Source organism: Rhizobium sp. Pop5, assembly GCF_024721175.1.
Taxonomy (GTDB): domain Bacteria; phylum Pseudomonadota; class Alphaproteobacteria; order Rhizobiales; family Rhizobiaceae; genus Rhizobium.
Map to the genome: position 1 here is coordinate 1,547,284 of NZ_CP099399.1, position 22,639 is coordinate 1,569,922.

21 protein-coding genes and 1 pseudogene are annotated in these 22,639 nt (G+C 61.9%); 18 read left to right on the plus strand and 4 right to left on the minus strand.

Annotated elements, in window-relative coordinates:
- From lpdA to NE852_RS09885, 7 genes are all read left to right on the plus strand, one after another.
- Positions 1-1,446, plus strand: coding sequence for a dihydrolipoyl dehydrogenase (gene lpdA, locus NE852_RS09855; RefSeq protein WP_258156457.1), 1,446 nt, complete (start codon positions 1-3; stop codon positions 1,444-1,446).
- Positions 1,447-1,522: 76 nt separating this feature from the next.
- Positions 1,523-1,777 (plus strand): GlsB/YeaQ/YmgE family stress response membrane protein, encoded by a 255-nt coding sequence (locus NE852_RS09860; protein ID WP_037171493.1) that lies wholly within the window; start codon positions 1,523-1,525, stop codon positions 1,775-1,777.
- 27 nt (positions 1,778-1,804) lie between these two features.
- Positions 1,805-2,053, plus strand: a complete 249-nt coding sequence (locus NE852_RS09865; RefSeq protein ID WP_008526837.1) for a GlsB/YeaQ/YmgE family stress response membrane protein — start codon at positions 1,805-1,807, stop codon at positions 2,051-2,053.
- A gap of 59 nt (positions 2,054-2,112) precedes the next feature.
- Positions 2,113-3,084, plus strand: a complete 972-nt coding sequence (gene lipA / locus NE852_RS09870) for a lipoyl synthase (RefSeq protein ID WP_008526835.1) — start codon at positions 2,113-2,115, stop codon at positions 3,082-3,084.
- Positions 3,085-3,245: 161 nt separating this feature from the next.
- Complete coding sequence (locus tag NE852_RS09875) at positions 3,246-3,842, plus strand: AAA family ATPase (RefSeq protein ID WP_008526834.1); 597 nt, start codon at positions 3,246-3,248, stop codon at positions 3,840-3,842.
- A 35-nt stretch (positions 3,843-3,877) separates the two neighbouring features.
- Positions 3,878-4,441, plus strand: a complete 564-nt coding sequence (locus NE852_RS09880; RefSeq protein WP_374992007.1) for an AAA family ATPase — start codon at positions 3,878-3,880, stop codon at positions 4,439-4,441.
- A 9-nt stretch (positions 4,442-4,450) separates the two neighbouring features.
- Positions 4,451-4,903 carry a type II toxin-antitoxin system RatA family toxin gene (locus NE852_RS09885; RefSeq protein ID WP_008526830.1) on the plus strand — a complete coding sequence of 151 codons (453 nt, stop codon included), beginning with the start codon at positions 4,451-4,453 and terminating at the stop codon, positions 4,901-4,903.
- A gap of 5 nt (positions 4,904-4,908) precedes the next feature.
- On the opposite strand, the gene NE852_RS09890 is transcribed toward NE852_RS09885, so the two are convergent.
- Together NE852_RS09890 and NE852_RS09895 are read right to left on the minus strand one after the other, a co-directional pair.
- Positions 4,909-5,403 (minus strand): CinA family protein, encoded by a 495-nt coding sequence (locus tag NE852_RS09890; protein WP_008526829.1) that lies wholly within the window; start codon positions 5,401-5,403, stop codon positions 4,909-4,911.
- Positions 5,400-6,620, minus strand: coding sequence for a bifunctional 2-C-methyl-D-erythritol 4-phosphate cytidylyltransferase/2-C-methyl-D-erythritol 2,4-cyclodiphosphate synthase (locus NE852_RS09895; protein ID WP_008526828.1), 1,221 nt, complete (start codon positions 6,618-6,620; stop codon positions 5,400-5,402). The genes NE852_RS09890 and NE852_RS09895 overlap by 4 nt, the downstream gene beginning before the upstream one ends.
- Before the next feature lie 145 nt (positions 6,621-6,765).
- Here NE852_RS09895 and dusB point away from each other — a divergent pair, with 145 nt between their 5' ends.
- From dusB to hflX, 8 genes and pseudogenes are all read left to right on the plus strand, one after another.
- Positions 6,766-7,782 (plus strand): tRNA dihydrouridine synthase DusB, encoded by a 1,017-nt coding sequence (gene dusB / locus NE852_RS09900; RefSeq protein ID WP_258156459.1) that lies wholly within the window; start codon positions 6,766-6,768, stop codon positions 7,780-7,782.
- Positions 7,779-8,933 (plus strand): nitrogen regulation protein NR(II), encoded by a 1,155-nt coding sequence (locus NE852_RS09905; protein ID WP_258156460.1) that lies wholly within the window; start codon positions 7,779-7,781, stop codon positions 8,931-8,933. Before dusB ends, NE852_RS09905 begins: the two co-directional genes overlap by 4 nt.
- Entirely contained in the window at positions 8,930-10,381 is a 1,452-nt protein-coding gene (gene ntrC, locus NE852_RS09910; protein ID WP_012483696.1) for a nitrogen regulation protein NR(I), read from the plus strand. Before NE852_RS09905 ends, ntrC begins: the two co-directional genes overlap by 4 nt.
- Before the next feature lie 622 nt (positions 10,382-11,003).
- Positions 11,004-13,275 (plus strand): annotated as a pseudogene (locus NE852_RS09915) (ATP-binding protein).
- The gene (locus NE852_RS09920; protein WP_258156461.1) at positions 13,265-14,629 is read left to right on the plus strand and encodes a sigma-54 dependent transcriptional regulator; all 1,365 of its coding nucleotides are present in this window, start codon (positions 13,265-13,267) and stop codon (positions 14,627-14,629) included. Before NE852_RS09915 ends, NE852_RS09920 begins: the two are co-directional and overlap by 11 nt.
- 59 nt (positions 14,630-14,688) lie before the next feature.
- On the plus strand, positions 14,689-15,552 hold the full coding sequence (locus NE852_RS09925; RefSeq protein ID WP_008526810.1) for a D-amino-acid transaminase: 864 nt from the start codon (positions 14,689-14,691) through the stop codon (positions 15,550-15,552).
- A 111-nt stretch (positions 15,553-15,663) separates the two neighbouring features.
- A complete protein-coding gene (gene hfq / locus NE852_RS09930; protein WP_003539403.1) occupies positions 15,664-15,906 on the plus strand; it encodes an RNA chaperone Hfq in 243 nt (80 codons plus the stop codon).
- A 77-nt stretch (positions 15,907-15,983) separates the two neighbouring features.
- Positions 15,984-17,309, plus strand: coding sequence for a GTPase HflX (gene hflX, locus NE852_RS09935; RefSeq protein WP_258156462.1), 1,326 nt, complete (start codon positions 15,984-15,986; stop codon positions 17,307-17,309).
- Positions 17,310-17,486: 177 nt separating this feature from the next.
- Here hflX and mazG read toward each other — a convergent pair whose 3' ends face one another.
- Together mazG and NE852_RS09945 are read right to left on the minus strand one after the other, a co-directional pair.
- The gene (gene mazG / locus NE852_RS09940) at positions 17,487-18,332 is read right to left on the minus strand and encodes a nucleoside triphosphate pyrophosphohydrolase (protein WP_008526797.1); all 846 of its coding nucleotides are present in this window, start codon (positions 18,330-18,332) and stop codon (positions 17,487-17,489) included.
- Between the two features lie 20 nt (positions 18,333-18,352).
- On the minus strand, positions 18,353-18,940 hold the full coding sequence (locus NE852_RS09945) for a deaminase (RefSeq protein WP_008526796.1): 588 nt from the start codon (positions 18,938-18,940) through the stop codon (positions 18,353-18,355).
- A 265-nt stretch (positions 18,941-19,205) separates the two neighbouring features.
- Between NE852_RS09945 and cysG the strand changes: the two genes are divergently transcribed.
- From cysG to NE852_RS09960, 3 genes are read left to right on the plus strand one after another with little or no spacing between them, the layout of a single operon-like run.
- Positions 19,206-20,642 carry a siroheme synthase CysG gene (cysG, locus tag NE852_RS09950; RefSeq protein WP_008526794.1) on the plus strand — a complete coding sequence of 479 codons (1,437 nt, stop codon included), beginning with the start codon at positions 19,206-19,208 and terminating at the stop codon, positions 20,640-20,642.
- A gap of 2 nt (positions 20,643-20,644) precedes the next feature.
- Positions 20,645-20,959: a DUF2849 domain-containing protein gene (locus NE852_RS09955; RefSeq protein WP_008526793.1), complete on the plus strand. Its 315-nt coding sequence runs from the start codon at positions 20,645-20,647 to the stop codon at positions 20,957-20,959.
- A gap of 8 nt (positions 20,960-20,967) precedes the next feature.
- A complete protein-coding gene (locus NE852_RS09960; protein ID WP_008526792.1) occupies positions 20,968-22,638 on the plus strand; it encodes a nitrite/sulfite reductase in 1,671 nt (556 codons plus the stop codon).
- The last annotated feature ends 1 nt before the right edge of the window (position 22,639 follow it).

Genomic DNA, 22,639 nt, shown 5'->3' on the forward strand with positions numbered 1-22,639 from the left:
ATGGCTGAATCCTACGACGTCATCATCATCGGCTCCGGCCCCGGCGGCTACGTCGCCGCCATCCGCGCCAGCCAGCTCGGTCTCAAGACCGCGATCGTCGAGCGCGAACATATGGGCGGCATCTGCCTGAACTGGGGCTGCATCCCCACAAAGGCGTTGCTGCGCTCGGCCGAGGTCCTCGATCATGCCAATCACTTCAAGGATTTCGGCCTCGTTCTCGAAGGCACCGTCAAGCCGGACGCCAAGGCCGTCGTTGGCCGCTCGCGCGCTGTCTCGGCCCGTCTCAACGCCGGCGTCGGCTTCTTGATGAAGAAGAACAAGATCGATATCATCTGGGGCGAAGGAAAAATCACCAAGCCCGGCGAGATCGTCGTCGGCAAGTCGTCGAAACCCGTGGTCGAGCCGCAGCACCCGCTGCCGAAGAACGTCAAGGGCGAGGGCACCTATACCGCCAAGCACATCATCATCGCGACCGGCGCCCGTCCGCGCGCGCTGCCGGGCATCGAGCCCGATGGCAAGCTGATCTGGACCTATTTCGAGGCGCTGAAGCCGGATGCGCTGCCGAAGTCGCTGATCGTCATGGGTTCCGGCGCGATCGGCATCGAATTCGCCAGCTTCTATCGCTCGATGGGCGTCGATGTCACTGTTGTCGAAGTCATGCCGACCATCATGCCGGTCGAGGATGCTGAAATCACCGCCATCGCTCGCAAGCAGCTGGAAAAGCGCGGCCTCAGGATCTTCACGAGCGCCAAGGTCACCAAGGTCGAGAAGGGCGCCAACAGCATCACCGCCCATGTCGAGACGTCAGACGGCAAGGTGCAGCAGATCACCGCCGACCGGATGATCTCCGCCGTCGGCGTTCAGGGCAATATCGAAAATCTCGGCCTCGAGGCGCTCGGCATCAAGACCGACCGCGGCTGCGTCATCGCCGATGGCTACGGCAAGACCAATGTTGCAGGCATCTATGCGATCGGCGATGTCGCCGGACCGCCGATGCTGGCACACAAGGCCGAGCATGAAGGCGTCGTCTGCGTCGAAAAGATCGCCGGCCTGCCCAACGTCCATCCCACCGACAAGGGCAAGGTCCCGGGCTGCACCTACTGCAATCCGCAGGTCGCCTCCGTCGGTCTCACCGAGGCCAAGGCCAAGGAACTGGGCCGCGACATCCGCGTCGGCCGCTTCTCCTTCGCCGCAAACGGCAAGGCGATCGCGCTCGGCGAAGACCAGGGCATGGTGAAGGTGATCTTCGACAAGAAGACCGGCGAGCTGCTCGGCGCCCACATGGTCGGCGCAGAAGTCACCGAGCTCATCCAAGGCTTCGTCGTCGCGATGAACCTGGAAACGACCGAAGAAGAACTGATGCACACGATCTTCCCGCATCCGACCGTGTCCGAAACGATGAAGGAAGCCGTGCTCGATGCCTATGGCCGCGTGCTGAACGCTTGATAATTTCCGAGACTGCCCATTTTGCCCGGAGTGGAAAGCCATTTCAGGCGGGTGGAAAAAACGAAAGGAAATCATCATGTCTATGGAGACGCAGGCGTTGCTGGTATTTTTGCTGATCGGTCTGGTTGCAGGCTTCCTCGCCAGTCTCGTTGTCGGTGGCGGCGGTTTGATCAGATGCCTGCTCAGCGGCATCATCGGCGCCTTCGTCGGCGGCTATTTGTTCAGCGCGCTGGGGATTTCACTCGGCATTGAAAATGCGCTGGTCGTGCAGATCATCCACGCCACCGTCGGCGCCATCATCGTGGTACTGATCGCAAGGGTGGTCGCTTGAGGCGTAACTGAGGGGCAAGGGCAGGGAATGGAAGGCGTCGGCTGGATTTCGGCAATCATCATCGGTGGTCTTGCAGGCTGGCTTGCCGGCAAGCTGATGGAAGCGCGATACGGGATTTTCCTGAACATCGTGCTCGGTATCGTCGGCTCGGTCGTCGCCACCGCCATTCTCGCCCAGTTCCATGTTGAACTCGCCGGTGGACGGCTCGGCTATTTCGTGACGGGTTTCCTCGGCGCCTGCCTGCTGATATTCCTTGCGCGGCTGGTGCGGCGCTAGGGTCGCGACGCGCTTTAGAGACTGTGCCGCTTAAGGAGCGGCGGAAAGCTGATACTGCAATGGTGACCATTCTCGACACGATCAATCCCGACGCCAAACGCGTGCGCCATCCCGAGAAGGCGCACCGGCCCGATACGGAAGTCATGCGCAAGCCGGACTGGATCCGCGTCAAGGCGCCGACGTCGAAGGGTTATGCCGAAACGCGCGCAATCGTGAAGGAGCACAAGCTCGTCACCGTTTGCGAGGAGGCCGGCTGCCCTAACATCGGCGAGTGCTGGGACAAGAAGCACGCGACCTTCATGATCATGGGCGAAATCTGCACCCGCGCCTGCGCCTTCTGCAATGTCTCAACCGGCAAACCGAATGCGCTCGACATGGCCGAGCCCGAGAACGTCGCCAAGGCGGTCAAGGAGATGGGCCTCAGCCACGTCGTCATCACCTCGGTCGACCGTGACGATCTGGAGGACGGCGGCGCCGAACACTTCGAAAAGGTGATCTGGGCAATCCGCGCTGCCTCGCCGACCACGACCATCGAAATCCTGACACCCGACTTCCTCAAGAAGCCGGGCGCGCTGGAGCGCGTCGTCGCCGCCAAGCCCGACGTCTTCAACCACAATATGGAAACGGTTGCCGGCAACTATCTGACGGTTCGCCCCGGCGCCCGCTATTTTCACTCCATCCGGCTGCTACAGCGGGTGAAGGAACTCGATCCGACCATGTTCACCAAATCGGGCATCATGGTCGGCCTCGGCGAGGAGCGGAACGAAGTGCTGCAGTTGATGGATGATCTGCGCACCGCCGATGTCGACTTCCTGACGATTGGCCAGTACCTGCAGCCGACCCGCAAGCACCACAAGGTCGAAAGCTTCGTCACGCCCGACGAGTTCAAGTCCTACGAGACGGTTGCCTACAGCAAGGGCTTCCTGATGGTGGCCTCCAGCCCGCTCACCCGCTCCTCCCACCACGCCGGCGACGATTTCGCAAGGCTGCGTGCGGCGCGCGAAAAGAAGCTACTGATGGCTGCCGAGTAAGATCGGCGGCTTGCTTTGTGATCGAACCGCGGCCATCTTAGCCGCGGTTTTTCTTTGGATATTCACTGTCGTCATCAGGTCACGCGAAGCAGCTAGCCAGCACGCCGCCCGTTGCCGGGCGGCTCTTTTGCGAAGGTGATCCTGTCGAAAGCGAGTTTGCCATGCATCAAGTGACGACGCCGCCTGAACCCATTCGTGCGGTCTCAATTGCAGAAGCGGTCGATATCCTTCCCAATATTCAGCGCATCGTAATTTTCGGATGTTCCGGCACCGGCAAGTCGACACTTGCCCAGGCACTCGCGCAGCGTTTCGGGCTGACTTACCTGTCCATGGACCGCGACATCTTCTGGCTTCCGGGCTGGAAGCTGCGTTCACGCGAGGAAGCCATCCAGCGTATTCGCGATGCCGTTGCCGGCGACCGCTGGATCATGGACGGCAATAGCCCGAGCACCTTGGCGATCCGCCTTGCGCGCGCCGATATGGTGCTCTGGCGCCGGCCGCCACGCAGCGTCGCCATTCGAGGCGTGCTTGGACGCTGGTGGAAATATCGTGGCCGGACCCGGCCGGAAATGGCGCCGGGCTGCCCGGAAAAGATCGACCTGCAATTCCTGCATTACATCTGGACCTTCGAAAGGAGGGAGGCGCCGCAGTTCGAGTCGGTGCTGGCACATCACGGCGCCGGCATACCAGTCTTGACGCTGAGGTCCTTCCGGGAGAGCGACGAACTGTTTTCCCTTTTGCCTGTTGTAAACGGGTGAGGGAGCTTGTCGTGCATCGAGAACCAGACGAGGCGATCAACTACGTCGATGATGCCTTCGCCACCGGGCAGATCCGAGGTGCAAGGCGCATCATGGTCATCGGCTGTTCGGGCGGCGGCAAATCGACGCTTGCACAGAAGTTGGCGCGTCATTTCGGCCTGACCTATCTCTCCATCGATCGAGATATTCGCTGGCTGCCGGGTTGGGTAGAGCGAAGCAAAGATGAGCAGCGCCAGCGGATCGTGGAGAGGATTGCTGCGGACCGCTGGATCATGGACGGGACCAATCCCTCCACCTTCGATATTCGCCTCCCGCGCACGGATATCGTCATCTGGGTGCGGATGCCCCGCCTGCTTTGCCTCTGGGGCGCCCTGACACGCTGGTTGAAGCACATCGGCCGCACACGACCTGAAATGGCGCCTGGTTGCATCGAGAAGGTCGATTGGGAGTTTCTGCAATATATCTGGACTTTCGAAAAGAAATTCGCGCCGCTTGTAACCGCAGCGATTGCGACGCATGGCCCTGACGTGCCGGTTTTGCAGCTAAAATCCCGCCACCAGATGCGCGCGCTTCTTGATCTTCTCGGTGTCCCGGCTTAACTGCGCTGCATGCCGCAATTCGAAACGCACCGTTCCGTCCCGCACACGCCCGACCAGATGTTCGACCTCGTTGCCGATGTCGAGCGCTATCCGGAATTCCTGCCGCTCTGCGAAGCGCTCTCCGTCAAAAGCCGCCGGGAGCGCGACGGCAAGATCCTGCTCGTCGCCGATATGACTGTGGGATACAAGGCGATCCGCGAGACCTTCACCACACAGGTGCTGTTGAACCGCCCCGAGCGCGTTATCGAGGTCAAATACATCGACGGTCCGTTCAAATATCTCGACAACCGTTGGCACTTCGCCGAGACGCCCACTGGCGGCTGCACCGTGGATTTCTTCATCGATTACGAGTTCAAGAGCCGTATCCTCGGCGCATTGATGGGCTCGATGTTCGACCGCGCCTTCCGCATGTTCTCCGAGGCCTTCGAGACGCGCGCCGGCAGGATCTATGCGACGGCCTGACGTCGTCAGCGGAGCGAAACGATCATCTGCAGTGCCGTTCTGACTGTCGCCAGCCGCACTTCGGCGCGGCCGATATCGCCGTAGAGCATTTTCCGGTGAACGAGCGTGCCGGTGCGCGCCTTGGCGGCGAGATGCACGAGGCCGACGGGTTTTTCGGCAGATCCCCCGCCCGGACCGGCAATGCCGGTGACGGCGACGGCGATGTCGGCGCGCGAGCGGAAGAGGGCGCCGTGCACCATCTGCCGCGCGGTCTCCTCGGAGACAGCTCCGAACGTGAGCAGCGTTTGCTCCTGCACGCCGAGCAGCTCGACCTTGGCGGTATTGGTATAGGTGACGAAGCCGCGATCGACGACGGCTGATGAGCCCGATATTTCGGTCAATGCGCCTGATATCAGTCCGCCCGTGCAGGATTCTGCCGTCGAGACCATCAGCCCCGCCGCCGTGAAGTCACGGATGATCGCCTCCGCCGCTGAAAGGATATCCTGGGGAAAAAGGCTCATCGCTTCGTCCCGCGATAGACGACGGTCGCCGTGGCGATCGCGGCGATGCCTTCACGCCGGCCGACGAAGCCGATCTTCTCGTTGGTCGTCGCCTTGACCGAACAGCGCTCGATATCGATGCCGAGATAGTCCGAGAGCTTCTCCCGCATGGCCTCGCGATGCGGCCCGACCTTCGGCGCCTCGGCGATCAGCGAAACGTCGGCATTCATGATCGTGCCGCCGCGCTCGCGCACGATCCGGGCGGCGTGCTCGATGAAGATCCGCGAGGCCGCGCCCTTCCATTGCGGGTCCGACGGCGGGAAATGATCGCCGATATCGCCGGCGCCGCAGGTGGCGAGCAGCGCATCGGTGAGCGCGTGCAGCGCCACATCGGCGTCGGAATGGCCCTTGAGTTTCTGATCGTGCGGAATGAAGACGCCGCAAAGGGTGACGCCGTCGCCGGCTTCGAGCTGGTGCACGTCATAGCCGTTGCCTGTGCGCACGTCGGGAAGCAGCGATGCCGACAGCTTGTCGTCGGCCTTGGCGATATCGCTCTTGACGGTCAGCTTGACGTTGTCGGCCGTGCCTTCGACGATTGTCACCGGAATGCCGAGCCATTCGGCGATCGAGGCGTCGTCGGTGAAATCGGTGCGTCCGCTCGCAGCCGCCTTCTCATGTGCGTCGAGAATCGTTTCGAAGGCGAAGGATTGCGGCGTCTGCGCCGCGTAGAGGCTTTCGCGCGAGACCGTCGCGAGTACGGTGCCGGCGCTGTCGGTGCGTTTCAACGTGTCGGTGACAGGTATCGCGGGAAGGACCGCTGGTGCGCCGTCGCTAAGGTTCGCGGCGATGCGGTCGAGAAGCACATGGTCGAAGAACGGCCGCACGGCATCATGGATCAGGACGTGGCTGACACGTTTGTCCTTGAGATATCTGAGGCCGGCGAGCACGGATTCCTGCCTGGTCGCACCGCCATGCACCGTTTCGATCGGGATTGCCGAGATGATATGGCGGAAGGCTTTCGCAAACAGCGCCTCGTCATCGGGATGGATGACGACGACGATCTGTGTTGCCGGCTCCCATGTCATGAAGTTTTCAAGCGTATGCACGATAACCGGCTTGCCGCCGATCATGCGATACTGCTTGGGGCCTTCCGTGGAGGATCCAGCGCGCTCGCCGCGGCCGGCGGCGACGATGACAATTCCGGCCGATATCGGTTGCTTGGAAGGCATTTGCAGCATAAATCCCCAAATTATCCGGAACTGACCCCGAGTGCTCTAACGTCTTGCTTTGGCCTTTTCCAGCATCTGCCCGAAAAATATCGATTCCGCTCCTAGCCCTCTTGGCAAGCCAGAGAACAATGGCTAAAAATAATGCAGTTCTATCGTGTGCCTGAAAGATAATCATTTGATTTCCAAGGACCTCGCAGCGCCTTTCCGAATCGGTCCCGTGTCCGTGCGGAACCGCGTTGTGCTGGCGCCGATGTCCGGCGTCACGGACATGCCCTTCCGCGAGCTTGCGTGGCGCTTCGGCGCTGGCCTCGTCGTCACCGAAATGGTGGCGAGCCGCGAGCTCGTCAATGACACGGCTGAATCCTGGTCGCGGCTGCGGGCTGCGGGCTTCCGGCCGCATATGGTGCAGCTTGCCGGGCGCGAGGCGCATTGGATGGCGGAGGCGGCCAAGATCGCCGCCGACCATGGTGCGGATATTATCGACATCAATATGGGGTGCCCGGCAAAGAAAGTGATCGGCGGTTATTCCGGTTCGGCGCTGATGCGCGATCCCGATCATGCGCTTGGCCTCATCGAGGCGACGGTCAAGGCCGTCGATATTCCGGTGACGTTGAAGATGCGCCTAGGATGGGACGAAAACTCCATCAACGCGCCTGACATTGCACGCCGCGCCGAGGCCGCCGGCATCCAGCTCGTCACCATCCACGGGCGCACTCGCATGCAATTCTACGAAGGCCGCGCCGATTGGGACGCGATCCGCGCCGTCCGCGACGTGATCTCCGTTCCACTGATCGCCAATGGCGATGTGGAGACGGCACAGGACGCACAGGAAATACTGCGCCGCTCAGGCGCCGATGCCGTCATGATCGGCAGGGGCTGCCAGGGCAGGCCGTGGCATGCCGGCGTCATCGCAGGCGCCGCCGAGCCGCCGCCGCACGAGATCGCCGCCATCGTCGTCGAACATTACCGGATGATGCTCGATTTCTACGGCGAAGCGGTGGCGATCCGCCATGCCCGCAAGCATCTTGGCTGGTATTTGGAGCGTTTCGCCCCGACGCTTACTGGCGGCGAAAAGGCTGACATCATGACCTCGCGCGACCCGCGTGAGGTGGCCGCGCGCCTTTACGATGCGCTAGCGGCAGGTGCGCTCGACAGCCGGGAGGCGGCATGACGAAGGATACGGTATCTGCGTCCGATCAGGCCGGCGGGACCGTCGCCATGGCCGTATTGAACGCCATTCAGAACCCCGTCGTGATGGTCGACGAATCCGGCTTCGTCGTCTTTGCCAATTGGGAGGCGGAGGCCTTCTTCGGCGCCAGTGCTTCGCACCTGGCGCGTTACAAGATCTCGACCTTCATTCCCTTCGGCAGCCCGCTGTTGGCGCTCGTCGACCAGGTGCGCGAACGCAAGGCGCCGGTCAACGAATATCGCGTCGACCTGAGTTCGCCTCGCCTCGGCCAGGATAAGCTCGTCGACCTCTACGTCGCACCCGTGCTGAGCGAGCCCGGCGCCGTCGTCATCGTCTTCCAAGAGCGGTCGATGGCCGACAAGATCGACCGGCAGCTGACGCATCGCGCCGCCGCTCGCTCGGTGACCGGGCTCGCCTCGATGCTGGCGCATGAGATCAAGAACCCGCTTTCCGGCATTCGCGGCGCCGCCCAGCTGCTCGAACAGTCCGTCATTGACGATGATCGGGCGCTGACCCGTCTGATCTGCGACGAGACCGACCGTATCGTCTCGCTGGTCGACCGCATGGAAGTCTTTTCCGACGAGCGTCCCGTCGACCGCATGCCGGTCAATATCCATTCGGTGCTCGATCACGTGAAGGCCGTCGCCAAGGCGGGATTTGCCCGCAACATCCGCATTACCGAGAGTTACGACCCGTCGCTGCCGGCCGTCTTTGCCAACCGCGACCAGCTCGTTCAGGTCTTTCTCAATCTGGTGAAGAACGCGGCCGAAGCGGTCGGCGACCGGCCGGATGGCGAGATCGTGCTGACGACGGCCTATCGACCGGGCATCCGTCTTTCAGTCGCCGGCACGCGCGAAAAGATCTCGCTGCCCCTGGAATTCTGCGTTCACGATAATGGCCCCGGCGTTCCCGCCGATCTGCTGCCGCATCTCTTCGATCCCTTCATCACCACCAAGACGAACGGCAGCGGCCTCGGTCTGGCGCTGGTCGCCAAGATCATCGGCGATCACGGCGGCATCATCGAATGCGACAGCCAGACCAACCGCACGACATTCCGCGTCCTCATGCCGGCATCGAAGGATGCCTCGCTTGAAGACGCCTCTACCGCAAGCTCGACAGGACCTTCTCGATGACAGCCACGATCCTCGTTGCAGATGATGATGCGGCCATCCGGACCGTGCTCAACCAGGCTTTGAGCCGCGCCGGCTATGACGTTCGCATCACCTCCAACGCCGCTACCCTCTGGCGCTGGATTTCGGCGGGAGAGGGCGATCTCGTCGTTACCGACGTGGTGATGCCCGACGAGAACGCCTTCGACCTGCTGCCACGCATCAAAAAAGCGCGCCCCGACCTGCCGGTCCTCGTCATGAGCGCGCAGAATACCTTCATGACCGCCATCAAGGCTTCCGAGAAGGGTGCCTACGACTATCTGCCGAAGCCATTCGATCTTACCGAGCTGATTGGCATCATCGGCCGCGCGCTCGCCGAGCCGAAGCGCAAGCCAGCCAAGCTTGAGGAGGACATGCAGGACGGTATGCCGCTCGTCGGCCGTTCGGCGGCAATGCAGGAAATCTATCGCGTTCTCGCCCGCCTGATGCAGACGGACCTGACGCTGATGATCACCGGCGAATCCGGCACCGGCAAGGAACTTGTCGCCCGCGCGCTCCATGATTACGGCAAGCGCCGCAACGGCCCGTTCGTTGCGATCAACATGGCGGCGATCCCGCGCGACCTGATCGAATCGGAGCTCTTCGGCCACGAGAAGGGCGCTTTTACCGGAGCGCAGACCCGCTCGACCGGCCGTTTCGAGCAGGCCGAGGGCGGCACCCTGTTCCTCGACGAAATCGGCGACATGCCGATGGATGCACAGACCCGGCTTCTGCGTGTCCTGCAGCAGGGCGAATACACCACTGTTGGCGGCCGCACGCCGATCCGAACCGATGTGCGCATCGTCGCCGCCACCAACAAGGACCTGAAGCAGGCGATCAACCAGGGCCTCTTCCGCGAGGATCTCTATTACCGCCTCAATGTCGTGCCGCTGCGCCTGCCGCCATTGCGTGATCGCGCTGAGGATATTCCCGATCTCGTGCGCCATTTCATCCAGCAGGCCGAAAAGGAAGGCCTCGGTTCCAAGCGCTTCGATCAGGAGGCGCTGGAGCTGATGAAGGCCTATGCCTGGCCAGGCAACGTCCGCGAGCTGGAAAATCTCATCCGCCGCCTGATGGCACTTTATCCGCAGGACGTCATCACCCGCGAGATTATCGATGCCGAGCTGCGTTCCGACGTGCCCGACAGCCCGATCGACAAGGGGCCGATCCGCAACGGCTCGATGACAATAGCCCAGGCGGTCGAAGAGAACATGCGCACCTATTTCGCAGGCTTCGGCGAAAATCTGCCGCCGCCAGGCCTTTACGATCGTGTGCTGACGGAAATGGAATATCCGCTGATCCTCGCCGCTCTGACGGCAACACGCGGCAACCAGATCAAGGCGGCCGATCTTCTCGGTCTCAACCGCAACACCCTGCGCAAGAAGATCAGGGAACTCGGCGTCTCCGTCTACAGGAGCTCCCGCACCGCCTGAGAAAAGGCGGCGGGCCCCTCGTGTTTGCCCACCGCCATCTCCCCCAGCATCCGCCGCCACGGTCCGGAACAGAACTGAATCTATCCGAGCAGCCTCGCCATTTGTATCTGTGCCGAGAAACAAAGGCGCAGTGTCATTCAACGGTCACATAGCACTTGTGAGCTATGGTTTGCTGTCGGGCAAATCTCATTGAAGTTGCTGCGTTCATCGTCGCCGTTCCCTGTGGATAAGCTGTGGATATAAGGTGGATGACACCGTCTTCAGCGGGCGATACACCTTCCGAAAGCGGATCGCATGTTGCCTATACGTTCCGAATCTCGTCATTGTGCCGTTGCTGCTGTCGACCTCCGCCGCAAACATTGTCGACCGCATGCTACGGGGCGCTCCGGCGAAGTCTGGGAGCGCCCTTTTCTTTCCGGCCGGCGCAAACGGAAGGCCGGTTCGGCTTGACAATGTGGCGAAGCGCGTTGCATTTTCGCCACATTGCGTTGCTTAAAGGTCACGCAAGGGTTTTGGACATTTCGCTCCCGATCGAGTCGTTGCAGCGCTGGCTTCTTGAGCCGGCGTTGATTGGTTTCGATCGGAAGGCGAAGGCGGCAAGCGCCGTCTGAAGAGAGGCCGAATGACGCAGGATGGGGTATCGCCGGCGGCGGCGGGCGAGGCGGTGACGACGGTGACCGACCGCCGTGCCCTTTTTGCCGTGCCTGGCCTCGTGCTCGCCGGCGGCGCGCTTCTCTGTGCTACGATCACGCTTTTCGTGCTGCTTGGCCTGACGCCGATCGCGCCGACGTCACATGTCGTCATCACCTCGGTGATCGTCAACTCCTTCTTCGTCCTGACGTTGATTGCCCTGATCGGCCGTGAGGTGGCAAGGCTTCTCAAGGCGCGCACCCGAGGCCGCGCGGCGGCACGCCTTCACATCCGCATTGTCGTGCTCTTCTCGATCGTCGCGATTACGCCGGCGATCCTCGTCGCCATCTTCGCCAGCATCACGCTGAACGCCGGCCTCGACCGATGGTTTGCGCTGCGCACACAGTCGATCGTCAGTTCGTCGCGCAATATCGGCCAAGCCTACATGATGGAGAATGCGAGCTACCTGCAGGGACAGACGGTCTCCATGGCCAACGACCTGGAGCGCAACCGCGCCCTTTACAGTCTCGACAGGACAGGTTTCGCCGAGCTGATGACGCGCCAGGCGAGGGGCCGCGGTCTGCTCGGCTCCTTCCTCGTCGAGCGTGACGGCTCGGTGATCGTGCAGGCTGATATCGCCACCGAAAAGCCGCTGCCGGCCATTCCGCAGGACGCACTGGAAAAGGCCGCCGCCGGCCAGCCGACGCTGATCCCGCCTGGTGTCACCAACCTCGTCGGTGCCATTATCAAGCTCGACGCCATCCAGGGCACATTCCTTTATACGGTGCGCGCCGTCGATCCCAAGGTCATGGGCGCCATGCGCATGATGGAGGAAAATGCCACCGAATACCGCTCGATGGAGGCTAACCGCTTCTCGCTGCAGATCGCCTTCGCCGTTCTCTACATCGGCTTCGCGCTGATCGTGCTGCTGGCGGCGATCTGGACGGCGATTGCCGTCGCCGACCGCATCGTCCGGCCGATCCGGCTGTTGATCACGGCGGCCGACAGCGTTGCATCGGGCAATATGGACATTGTCGTGCCAGTGCATGCCGTCGATGGCGACGTCGCCAATCTCTCGCGCACCTTCAACAAGATGATTTCTGAAATCCGCACCCAGCGTGATGAGATCCTTGAAGCCAAGGACGAGGTTGACGACCGCCGCCGCTTTATCGAAGCGGTGCTGTCGGGCGTTACCGCCGCCGTCATCGGTGTCGAGCAGGACCGGCGCATTGCGATCGTCAACAGTTCGGCCGAGACATTGATGGCGTTGTCGGCCGACGAGATGCTCGGCAAGCAACTGGCCGATATCGCGCCTGAAGTCGATCAGGTACTGACCGAAGCGGCGGCGCGCCATCGCGGCGATTTCCGCAAGCAGATTGCGCTGGTGCGCGGCGGTACGGTCAGGACGCTGAGCGTCCAGGTTACCCGCGAGGAAGTGCGGGATATGAGCGAATCCTACGTGATCACGCTCGACGACATTACCGATCTCGTCATCGCTCAGCGCTCGACCGCCTGGGGGGACGTCGCAAGGCGCATCGCCCATGAAATCAAGAACCCGCTGACGCCGATCCAGCTTTCCGCCGAGCGAGATCCAGCGCCGCTACGGCAAGCAGATCGACCAGGGGGACCGGGCCGTCTTCGACCAGTGCACGGACACCATCATCCGCCAGGTCGGCGATATCGGCCGCATGGTCGATGAATTCTCCGCCTTCGCCCGCATGCCCAAACCGACCAAGGAGCCGAGCGACCTGCGCGATATCCTGCGCGATGCGATCTTCTTGCGCGAGATGGGAAACCATCACGTCACCTTTGCGCAGGAATTCGGCGACCAGCCGCTGGAAGGCCTGTTTGACAGCCGCATGCTCGGCCAGGCTTTCGGCAATCTCATCAAGAATGCGGTGGAATCGCTCGAGGCCGTTCCGAGCGAAGAACGCGACGAACGCAAGGTTCTCGTGCGCGCAGCACTCGATACCGGCCGCGACCGCTTCACCGTCGATGTGATCGACAATGGCCGCGGCCTGCCGGTGGAAAACCGCCACAGCATTCTGGAACCCTATATGACGATGCGCGAGAAGGGCACGGGCCTCGGTCTCGCCATCGTCAAGAAGATCATCGAGGAACATGGCGGGCAGCTCGAGCTGCACGACGCGCCCGCCGATTTTGACCGGGGAAGAGGGGCCATGATCCGCGTGCATCTGCCACGCCGGGATCCGACGCCCGCCACCCCCTCAGCCAGTGACAAGGAAAGCGTTTATGGCCTCTGATATTCTCGTCGTCGATGACGAGCACGATATTCGCGAGATCGTTTCCGGCATCCTCTCGGACGAGGGCCATGAGACGCGCACGGCCCATGACAGCGACAGCGCGCTTGCGGCGATTTCCGATCGCGTGCCGCGGCTGATCTTCCTCGATATCTGGATGCAAGGCAGCAAGCTCGACGGTCTGTCGCTGCTCGACGAAATCAAGACCCGCCATCCTGATCTGCCTATCGTGATGATTTCTGGTCATGGCAACATCGAGACCGCTGTCTCGGCGATCAAGCGCGGCGCCTTCGATTTCATCGAGAAACCTTTCAAGGCCGACCGGCTGATCCTCATCGCCGAACGCGCGCTGGAAAATTCCAAGCTCAAGCGCGAGGTATCCGAGCTGAAGCGCCGCACCGGTGACGCACTGGAACTGATCGGCACCTCGGTTGCCGTTTCACAGCTGCGCCAGACGATCGAAAAGGTTTCTCCGACCAACAGCCGCATCATGATCCTCGGCGCGTCGGGCTCCGGCAAGGAGCTGGTGGCGCGGATGATCCACAAGAAGTCGAGCCGCGCCAACGGCCCCTTCGTCGCGCTGAATGCTGCCAATATTACGCCTGACCGCATGGAAGTCGCGCTCTTCGGCACCGAGGGTACGCCCGGCCAGGCGCGCAAGATCGGCGCGCTCGAGGAGGCTCATCGCGGCATCCTTTATCTCGACGAGGTCGGCGAGATGCCGCGCGAGACGCAGAATAAGATCCTGCGCGTGCTCGTCGATCAGCAGTTCGAACGGGTAGGCGGCTCCAAGCGCGTCAAGGTCGATGTCCGCATCATTTCCTCGACGGCCTATAATCTGGAAAGCCGCATTGCCGAAGGCTGGTTCCGTGAGGATCTCTATCATCGCCTCGCGGTCGTGCCGGTGCGCGTGCCGGCGCTTGCGGAGCGGCGGGAGGACATTCCCTTCCTCGTCGACCAGCTGATGCGCCAGATTTCCGAGCAGGCCGGCATTCGTCCGCGCCGCATCGGCGACGACGCCATGGCCGTGCTGCAGGCACACGATTGGCCGGGCAATATCCGCCAGTTGCGCAACAACATCGAGCGCTTGATGATTCTGGCCCGCACCGATGGGCCGGATGCGCCGATCACCGCCGACATGCTGCCGACCGACCTCGGCGACATGCTGCCAAAGGTTTCCGCCAAGAACGACTATCACATTATGACGCTGCCGCTGCGCGAAGCCCGCGAAATGTTCGAGAAGGATTATCTGATCGCACAGATCAACCGTTTCGGCGGCAATATCTCGCGCACCGCCGAATTCGTCGGCATGGAGCGTTCGGCGCTGCACCGCAAGCTGAAGTCGCTCGGCGTCTGATCCTGCTGGCGCGGGTGTGGTCGCGCCCCTCTCATTGCTCCCCGAAGATCAGGTTTCCCATGCCGAGAATTGCCTATGTGAACGGCCGCTACGTCAAGCATTCCGATGCGAGCGTGCATATCGAGGATCGCGGCTATCAGTTTGCCGATGGTGTCTACGAGGTCTGCGAGGTACGTCACGGCTTTATCGTCGACCTCACGCGCCATCTGAACCGTCTCGATCGCTCGCTCCGTGAGCTCAGAATCGCTTGGCCGATGGGCCGGGCGGCGCTGACGCAGGTCATTCGCGAGACGCTGCGCCGCAACCACGTTCGCAACGGGCTTTTCTATATGCAGGTGACACGCGGCGTCGCCCGACGCGATCATGTTTTCCCGGCCGAGGGAACGCCGTCGTCCCTTGTCATCACAGCCAAGAGCACCGACCCAAGGATCATCGCCGCCAAGAATGCCAATGGCATCAAGGCGATTACCGTTGCCGACAACCGTTGGGACCGCGTCGACATCAAATCTGTCGGTCTGTTGCCGAACGCCATGGCCCGCCAGCAGGCTAAGGAAGCCGGCGCCCAGGAGGCGATCTATGTCGACAGTGACGGGATGGTGAAGGAAGGGGCGGCGACCAATGTCTGGATCGTCGATTCGGAGGGAGCGCTGGTGACGCGGCCGGCCGAACACGGCATCCTGCGCGGCATTACCCGCACCACTTTGATGGATGTCGGCGCCAAGCTTGGCTTGAAGATCAAGGAGCGGAACTTCTCCGTTTCCGAAATGCTCGCGGCCCGCGAGGTCTTCCTGACCGCAGCCACAAGTATTTGTTTTCCGGTCGTTTCCGTCGATGGCCAGAGCATCGCCAACGGTCATCCGGGCAGCGTCTCGCAGAAAATCCGCGAAGCCTTTTTCGACGTTGCGGAAAAGATTGCGATTTGATACCAAGATTTGCTGGACTGGTGGAATGAGGGTGCCGCCGGTCTTGCATGGAGAGCTTGATTGATATTCTACCGGCCAGATCAGGCCGGCAATAAAGAAAGAAGCGGCGCGATGGCGGAACGTTCTCAGAATCTGCAGGACTTATTTCTCAATACTGTTCGCAAACAAAAGATTTCCCTGACAATCTTTCTGATCAACGGCGTGAAACTCACGGGTGTTGTTACGTCTTTCGACAATTTCTGTGTTCTTCTTCGCCGTGACGGCCACTCGCAGCTCGTGTATAAACATGCGATCTCGACGATCATGCCGGGCCAGCCCATGCAGATGTTCGAGAGCGAAGAAGCCGCGTCCTAACAGGATCAGCCGTCATTTCGACACGCGATACCAAGAACGATTCGATCATCCCTGAAGCCGCCAAGCATAGGGACGACATGCGCGCGACCGTCGTCGTGCCGGTTCTGAAATCGCGCAGTCGCGGCGGCCAGACCGAATCGGCGTCCACCCGTACGCCGGAAAGCCGGCTCGAGGAAGCGACGGGCCTTGCGCAGGCGATCGACCTTGATGTCGTCAACGGCCAGGTCGTCCCGGTCAACGATCCAAGGCCGGCGACACTGCTCGGCACCGGCAAGATCGAGGAGATCAAGGCGCTACTTGACGAGCGCGATTCCGGTCTCGTCATCGTCGATCATCCGCTGACCCCGGTGCAGCAGCGCAATCTGGAAAAGGAATGGAACGCCAAGGTCATCGACCGGACGGGCCTTATCCTCGAAATCTTCGGCCGCCGCGCCTCCACCAAGGAAGGTACGCTGCAGGTCGATCTCGCCCACTTGAACTATCAGAAGGGCCGCCTGGTCAGAAGCTGGACCCACCTTGAACGCCAGCGCGGCGGCGGCGGCTTCATGGGCGGTCCCGGCGAAACCCAGATCGAAGCCGACCGACGGCTCTTGCAGGACCGCATCATCAAACTCGAACGGGAGCTGGAGCAGGTCGTGCGCACCCGCCAGCTCCACCGCGCCAAGCGCCGCAAGGTGCCGCACCCGATCGTGGCGCTCGTCGGCTATACCAATGCCGGCAAATCGACGCTCTTCAACCGCATCACCGGTGCGGGCGTCCTGGCCGAAGACATGCTCTTTGCCACGCTCGACCCGACGCTTCGGCGCATGAAGCTGCCGCACGGCCGCACCGTCATCCTGTCCGACACCGTCGGTTTCATCTCCGATCTGCCGACCCATCTCGTCGCCGCCTTCCGGGCGACACTGGAAGAGGTGCTGGAAGCCGATCTCATCCTGCATGTCCGCGACATGTCCGATGCCGACAATCAGGCCCAAAGCTCCGATGTGATGCGCATCCTGAACGACCTCGGCATCGACGAGGCCGAAGCCGGCAAGCGGCTGATCGAGGTCTGGAACAAGATCGATCGGTTGGAGCCTGAAGTCCATGACGCTATGGTCCAGAAATCCGCCGGCGCCAGCAACGTCGTCGCAGTTTCCGCCGTCAGCGGCGAGGGCGTCGACACGCTGATGGAAGAGATCAGCCGCAGACTGTCAGGCGTGATGACCGAAACGACGATACGCCTTGCCGTCGACAAGCTGGCGTTGCTGCCGTGGCTCTACGATCACGCGATCGTCGACAGCCGCGAGGACAATGAAGACGGCTCGATCACCCTCGACCTGCGTCTGTCTGAAACCGAAGCCGCCGAACTCGAGCGCCGCATCGGCAACGGCCCGAAGCCCGACAAGGAAGATTGGGAGCGGTGAGGGCGGCGACACTAGCGCCTCATCCGGCCGCCGCCACCTTCTCCCCGTAAACGGGGCGACGGGACAAGCCGCGACCTTTCCAATCCCTGCACCCCTCACGCGCATGGCACGTTCCCTCTACCCGTTTACGGGGAGAGGGTTAGGGTGAGGGGATATCAGCGAACGGATAGCAATAGCTCACTCCGTCCCAACCACGATAGCTCTTTCAATCGCCTTTGCCGCCTGCCAGATTTCTTCCATACGCTCAAGGCTGGCCGCCTCCAGCGTTTCGCCTTCCGCTTTAAGAACGTGCTCGATGTGATTGAATCGACGCCGGAATTTGGTATTCGTTCCGCGCAGCGCCTGTTCCGGATCGGCCTTCACATGCCGGCCGATATTGACGACCGCGAAGATCAAATCGCCGAGCTCGTCGCTGACCTTCGCTCGATCGCCTTCCTTTAGCGCTACCCGCAATTCGCCGATCTCCTCCTCGATCTTGTCGAGGATAGGCTCGGGTGCAGACCAGTCGAAGCCGACCTTGGCAGCGCGCTCCTGGAGCTTCAGCGCCTCCGTCAAGGCCGGGAAGCTGCGCTGAACAGAACCGAGGAATCCGCCCTTGAAATCCTCGGTGATCCCGCGCCTTGTCCGGTGCTCTGCGCGTTCGCGTTTCTCCGCCTGCTTGATCTCGTCCCACTGTCTCTTCACCGCATCGGGCGTATCGGCCGCCGAGCGGGCAAAGACATGCGGGTGCCGGCGGATCATCTTGGTCGTGATGGCATTGACCACGTCGCCGAAGGAGAATTCGCCGGCCTCCTCGGCCATGCGCGCGTGAAAGACCACTTGCAGCAGCAGGTCGCCCAACTCATCGCAGAGATCGTCCATGTCGCCGCGCTCGATCGCGTCGGAGACCTCATAGGCCTCCTCGATCGTATAGGGCTTGATCGTCTCGAAATTCTGCTCGATGTCCCAGGGGCAGCCGGTCTCGGGATGGCGCAACGCCGCCATGATCTCGATCAGCCGCGAAATGTCTTTGGAAGGTTCCATGTTACCTCAGTTTAGCGGCCTCAATTGAGCGGAATGTCGTTGGCGCTTTTCGACGACTGGTAGGTGGCCGATAGCGCGTCGTAGCGCGCCTTGATGCGGGTGGTCTGCGCCTTCAGCGCGGTCTTCAACGGAACCTCTTCGGTCTCGACGAGATCGGCGATGGCGAAGCTGTTCCAGAAGGCGTTCTGCCTTCGGTAGCCGCCGGGTTCAAGCCCGAAGACCTCCTTCAGGATCTTCAGGTCATGCGGAATGGCGAAGGCATCGCGGGAATCCTCGTGGCTGAAGAAATAATAGAAATTGTCGAAGCCCGCCCAGGTGATCGCCGACATGCACATGCTGCAGGGTTCGTGCGTCGAAAGGAAGATCAGATCCTTGGTCGCGGGCTTCTCGCCCAACTCGTAGAAGCGCTTCAGCGTGTGCACTTCGCCGTGCCAGAGCGGGTTTTCCAATTCGTTGTTGGTTTCGGCGACGACGAGTGAAAGATCGGATTTCTTTAGGATCGCCGCACCGAACACCTTATTCCCCAGCGAAACGCCGCGCTCCGTCAGCGGTAGGATATCATCTTCAAGGACCGACAGAAGGCGGGAGGCGATGGTCTTGTCAGGCATTGATATCTCCGGTTTTCTTTCAGTCTATCGCTTTGGCGGCGCAAGTGAAATGCGTGAGTCGCCGGTGGACGCCCTTTGCCACAGGCTTTATAGTGCGCTGCAGCAAATGCTGAGGATGTGCTGTTTTGGTCAGCATGGGTGACTTTTCTCAAATCTTGGATGGCGCGAGCAAAAGAATACGCGCTTGCTTGGGCTTTCGAATTTCTGTTCCTTCAACCCCTTGCCGAACAAGGGCATATTCTGGCTACTTCGAAGTGGATTGACGATGCCTCCCAAGACTGAACAGCTTTCGGTATTTCCCGCCTTCTTTCGCGTGGAAGGCCAGAAGACGGCTGTCTTCGGCAATGGCGACGAAGCTTTCGCCAAGGTGCGTCTGCTGCTGAACACGCGGGCTCGGATTGTCGCGTATGCCGACCGGCCGGAAGCCGATTACCACGCCTTCCTGATTGCCAACCACATCGAAACCGTGCGTTCCGCCTTTTCCGCCGAACAGGTCGAGGGGGCAGCGCTGATCTTCGCCGCAACCGGCAATGACGCGGACGACCGCGATATCGTCGATGCCGCTCGCGCTTGCAGAATTCCGGCCAATGCCGTCGACCAGCCCGATTACTGCGATTTCTTCACACCGGCGCTGGTCAACCGCGCCCCCGTCGCCGTTGCCATCGGCACCGAAGGGGCGGGGCCGGTTCTGGCGCAGATGATCCGTGCGCAGATCGACCAGCTTCTTTCGCCCTCGCTCGGCCGGCTTGCGGCGCTCGCGACGAGCTATCGCAAGGCCGTCGAACAACTCGTTCCGCGCGGCGTCTCCCGCCGGGTCTTCTGGCGCCGCTTTTTCTCCGGTCCCGTTGCCGATGCGGTCGCCAACGGCAACCTGCCGCAGGCCCGCCATGCCGCCGATCGGCTGTTAGGCGGGATGGATAAGGTCGCAGGCCACGTCTGGCTGGTCGGCGCCGGTCCGGGTGCCGAGGATCTGCTGACGTTGCGTGCCCAGCGCGTGATGATGGAGGCCGACGTCATCGTCTATGATGCGCTTGTGCCGCAGGCGATCGTCGATATGGGCCGCCGTGACGCTGAGCGGCTTTCTGTCGGCAAGCGCAAGGGCTGCCATTCGAAGTCTCAGGAAGAAATCAACGATCTGCTGGTCGATCTCGGCCGCCAGGGCAAGCGCGTCGTCCGGCTGAAGTCAGGCGATCCGCTGGTCTATGGCCGGGCAGGGGAAGAGATGGCGGCGCTGCGCGCTGCCGGCATCACCTATGAGGTCGTGCCCGGCATCACCTCGGCCTTCGCCGCCGCTGCCGATTTCGAGCTGCCGCTGACCCTGCGCGGTGTCGCCTCCTCGCTGGTTTTCACCACCGGCCACGATCTGACCGGCGACGTGCTGCCTGATTGGGCAAGCCTTGCCGTTTCCGGCGCAACGATCGCCGTCTACATGGGCCGCACGGTTGCCGCTTCGGTCGCCGAGCGGCTGATGCAGGCCGGTCTTCCCTCAGAGACGACCGTCGCCGTCATCGAGAATGCCAGCCGTGCCGACCGCCGCCTGCTGCATGGCACCCTGCAAGATCTGCCCGATCTGCAGCACCGCGACGAGTTGACCGGACCGGTCATGGTCATTATCGGCGATGCTGTCGCCGGCGCCAATTTCGAACTGTCCGAGCCGCTGGTGCGTGCGAACGCCCGGCTCGCGGAACATGCAAGGAGCTGAATATGGTAGACAAGGTTCTGACCGCCAACCGGCTGACGGACGGCATTGCCGTCTGGCTGGATGCGAACGGGAAGTGGTCCACCTCGCTGCAGGAGGCGCTCGTTGCCCGCCATGCCGAAGCCGTTGCGGCGCTGGAAGCGATCGGCAAGAAATCCTATGCCGACAACGAGGTCGTTGACGTCGCTGTTGTCGAAGTTCAGGAAACCAACGGCGTTCTTTGGCCGCTTCGCCTTCGTGAGCGCATCCGCGCACAGGGTCCGACCATGGAATACGCCCCGGGCTACGCTCCTGCCGATCCCGAATTCATTGCAGTCTGAGGAAGACGATGTACCGTTACGACGAATTTGATCATGCCTTTGTCACCGAGCGCGTCGAGCAGTTCCGCGACCAGGTCCAGCGCCGCCTTTCCGGCGAGCTGGCCGAGGATGCATTCAAGCCGCTGCGCCTGATGAACGGCGTCTACCTGCAGCTCCACGCCTACATGCTGCGCATCGCCATTCCCTATGGCACGCTGAGCGCACGCCAGCTGCGCATGCTCGCCCATATCGCCCGCACCTATGACCGCGGCTACGGCCACTTCACCACGCGCCAGAACCTGCAGTTCAACTGGCCGAAATTGTCGGACATTCCCGATGCGCTTGCCGATCTTGCGAGCGTCGAGATGCACGCGCTGCAGACCTCGGGCAACTGCATCAGGAACGTCACGGCCGATCACTTCGCCGGTGCTGCCGCCGACGAGGTCGCTGATCCCAGACCTTACGCCGAGATCCTGCGTCAGTGGTCGTCGGTCCACCCGGAATTCTCCTTCCTGCCGCGCAAGTTCAAGATCGCCGTCACCGGTGCCGAGCGCGACCGCGCCGCGATCCAGGTCCATGACATCGGCCTGCACCTGAAGAAGAACGACAAGGGCGAGCTTGGCTTTGCCGTCTACGTCGGCGGCGGCCAGGGCCGCACGCCGATGATCGCCAAGCTGATCCGCGACTTCCTACCCGAGGAAGACCTGCTCTCCTACACCACGGCGATCGTGCGCGTGTACAATCTGCATGGCCGCCGTGACAACAAGTACAAGGCCCGCATCAAGATCCTCGTGCACGAAACCGGCACCGAGGAACTGACGCGCCAGGTGGAAGCCGAATTCGCCGCGCTGAAGGATGGCGAACTCAAGCTGCCGGTCGCCGATGTCGAGGCGATTTCCGCCTATTTCGCGCCGCCTGCTCTGCCGGAGCGTGCCGAAGGCTGGGAGAATCTCGCCCGCTGGAAGAAGGCCGATGCCGGCTTCGCCCGCTGGGTGCAGCAGAACGTGCAGCCGCACAAGAACCCCGATTACGGCATGGTGACGATCTCTCTGAAGCCGATCGGCGGCATTCCGGGCGATGCCTCGGATGCGCAGATGGATGCGATCGCCGATCTCGCCGAGGAATATGGCTTCGACGAAATCCGCGTCAGCCACGAGCAGAACCTCATTCTGCCGCATGTTGCGCTTGCCGATCTTGAAGCCGTCTATCGCGGCCTCGTCGCCATTAGTCTGGCGGAAGCCAATGCCGGTCTCATCACCGACATCATTGCCTGTCCGGGGCTGGACTACTGCGCGCTTGCCAATGCGCGCTCCATCCCGCTGGCGCAGGAGATCTCCCGGCGCTTCGGCAATGCCGAGCGCCAGGCCGAGATCGGCGAGCTGAAGATCAAGATCTCCGGCTGCATCAACGCCTGCGGCCATCACCATGTCGGCCATATCGGCCTGCTTGGTGTGGAGAAGAAAGGCGCCGAGCTGTATCAGATCACGCTCGGCGGCTCCGGCGACGAACATACCTCGATCGGCGAGATCATCGGCCGCGGCTTCGAGCCTGACCGGGTGACCGATGCGATCGAGACGATCGTCGATACCTATCTCGGCCTGCGCCTCGATCATTCCGAAACCTTCCTCGCCGCCTATCGCCGCGTCGGACCGCAGCCTTTCAAGACCGCGCTCTACGGCTCGGCCGCCGAAGCGGCATAAG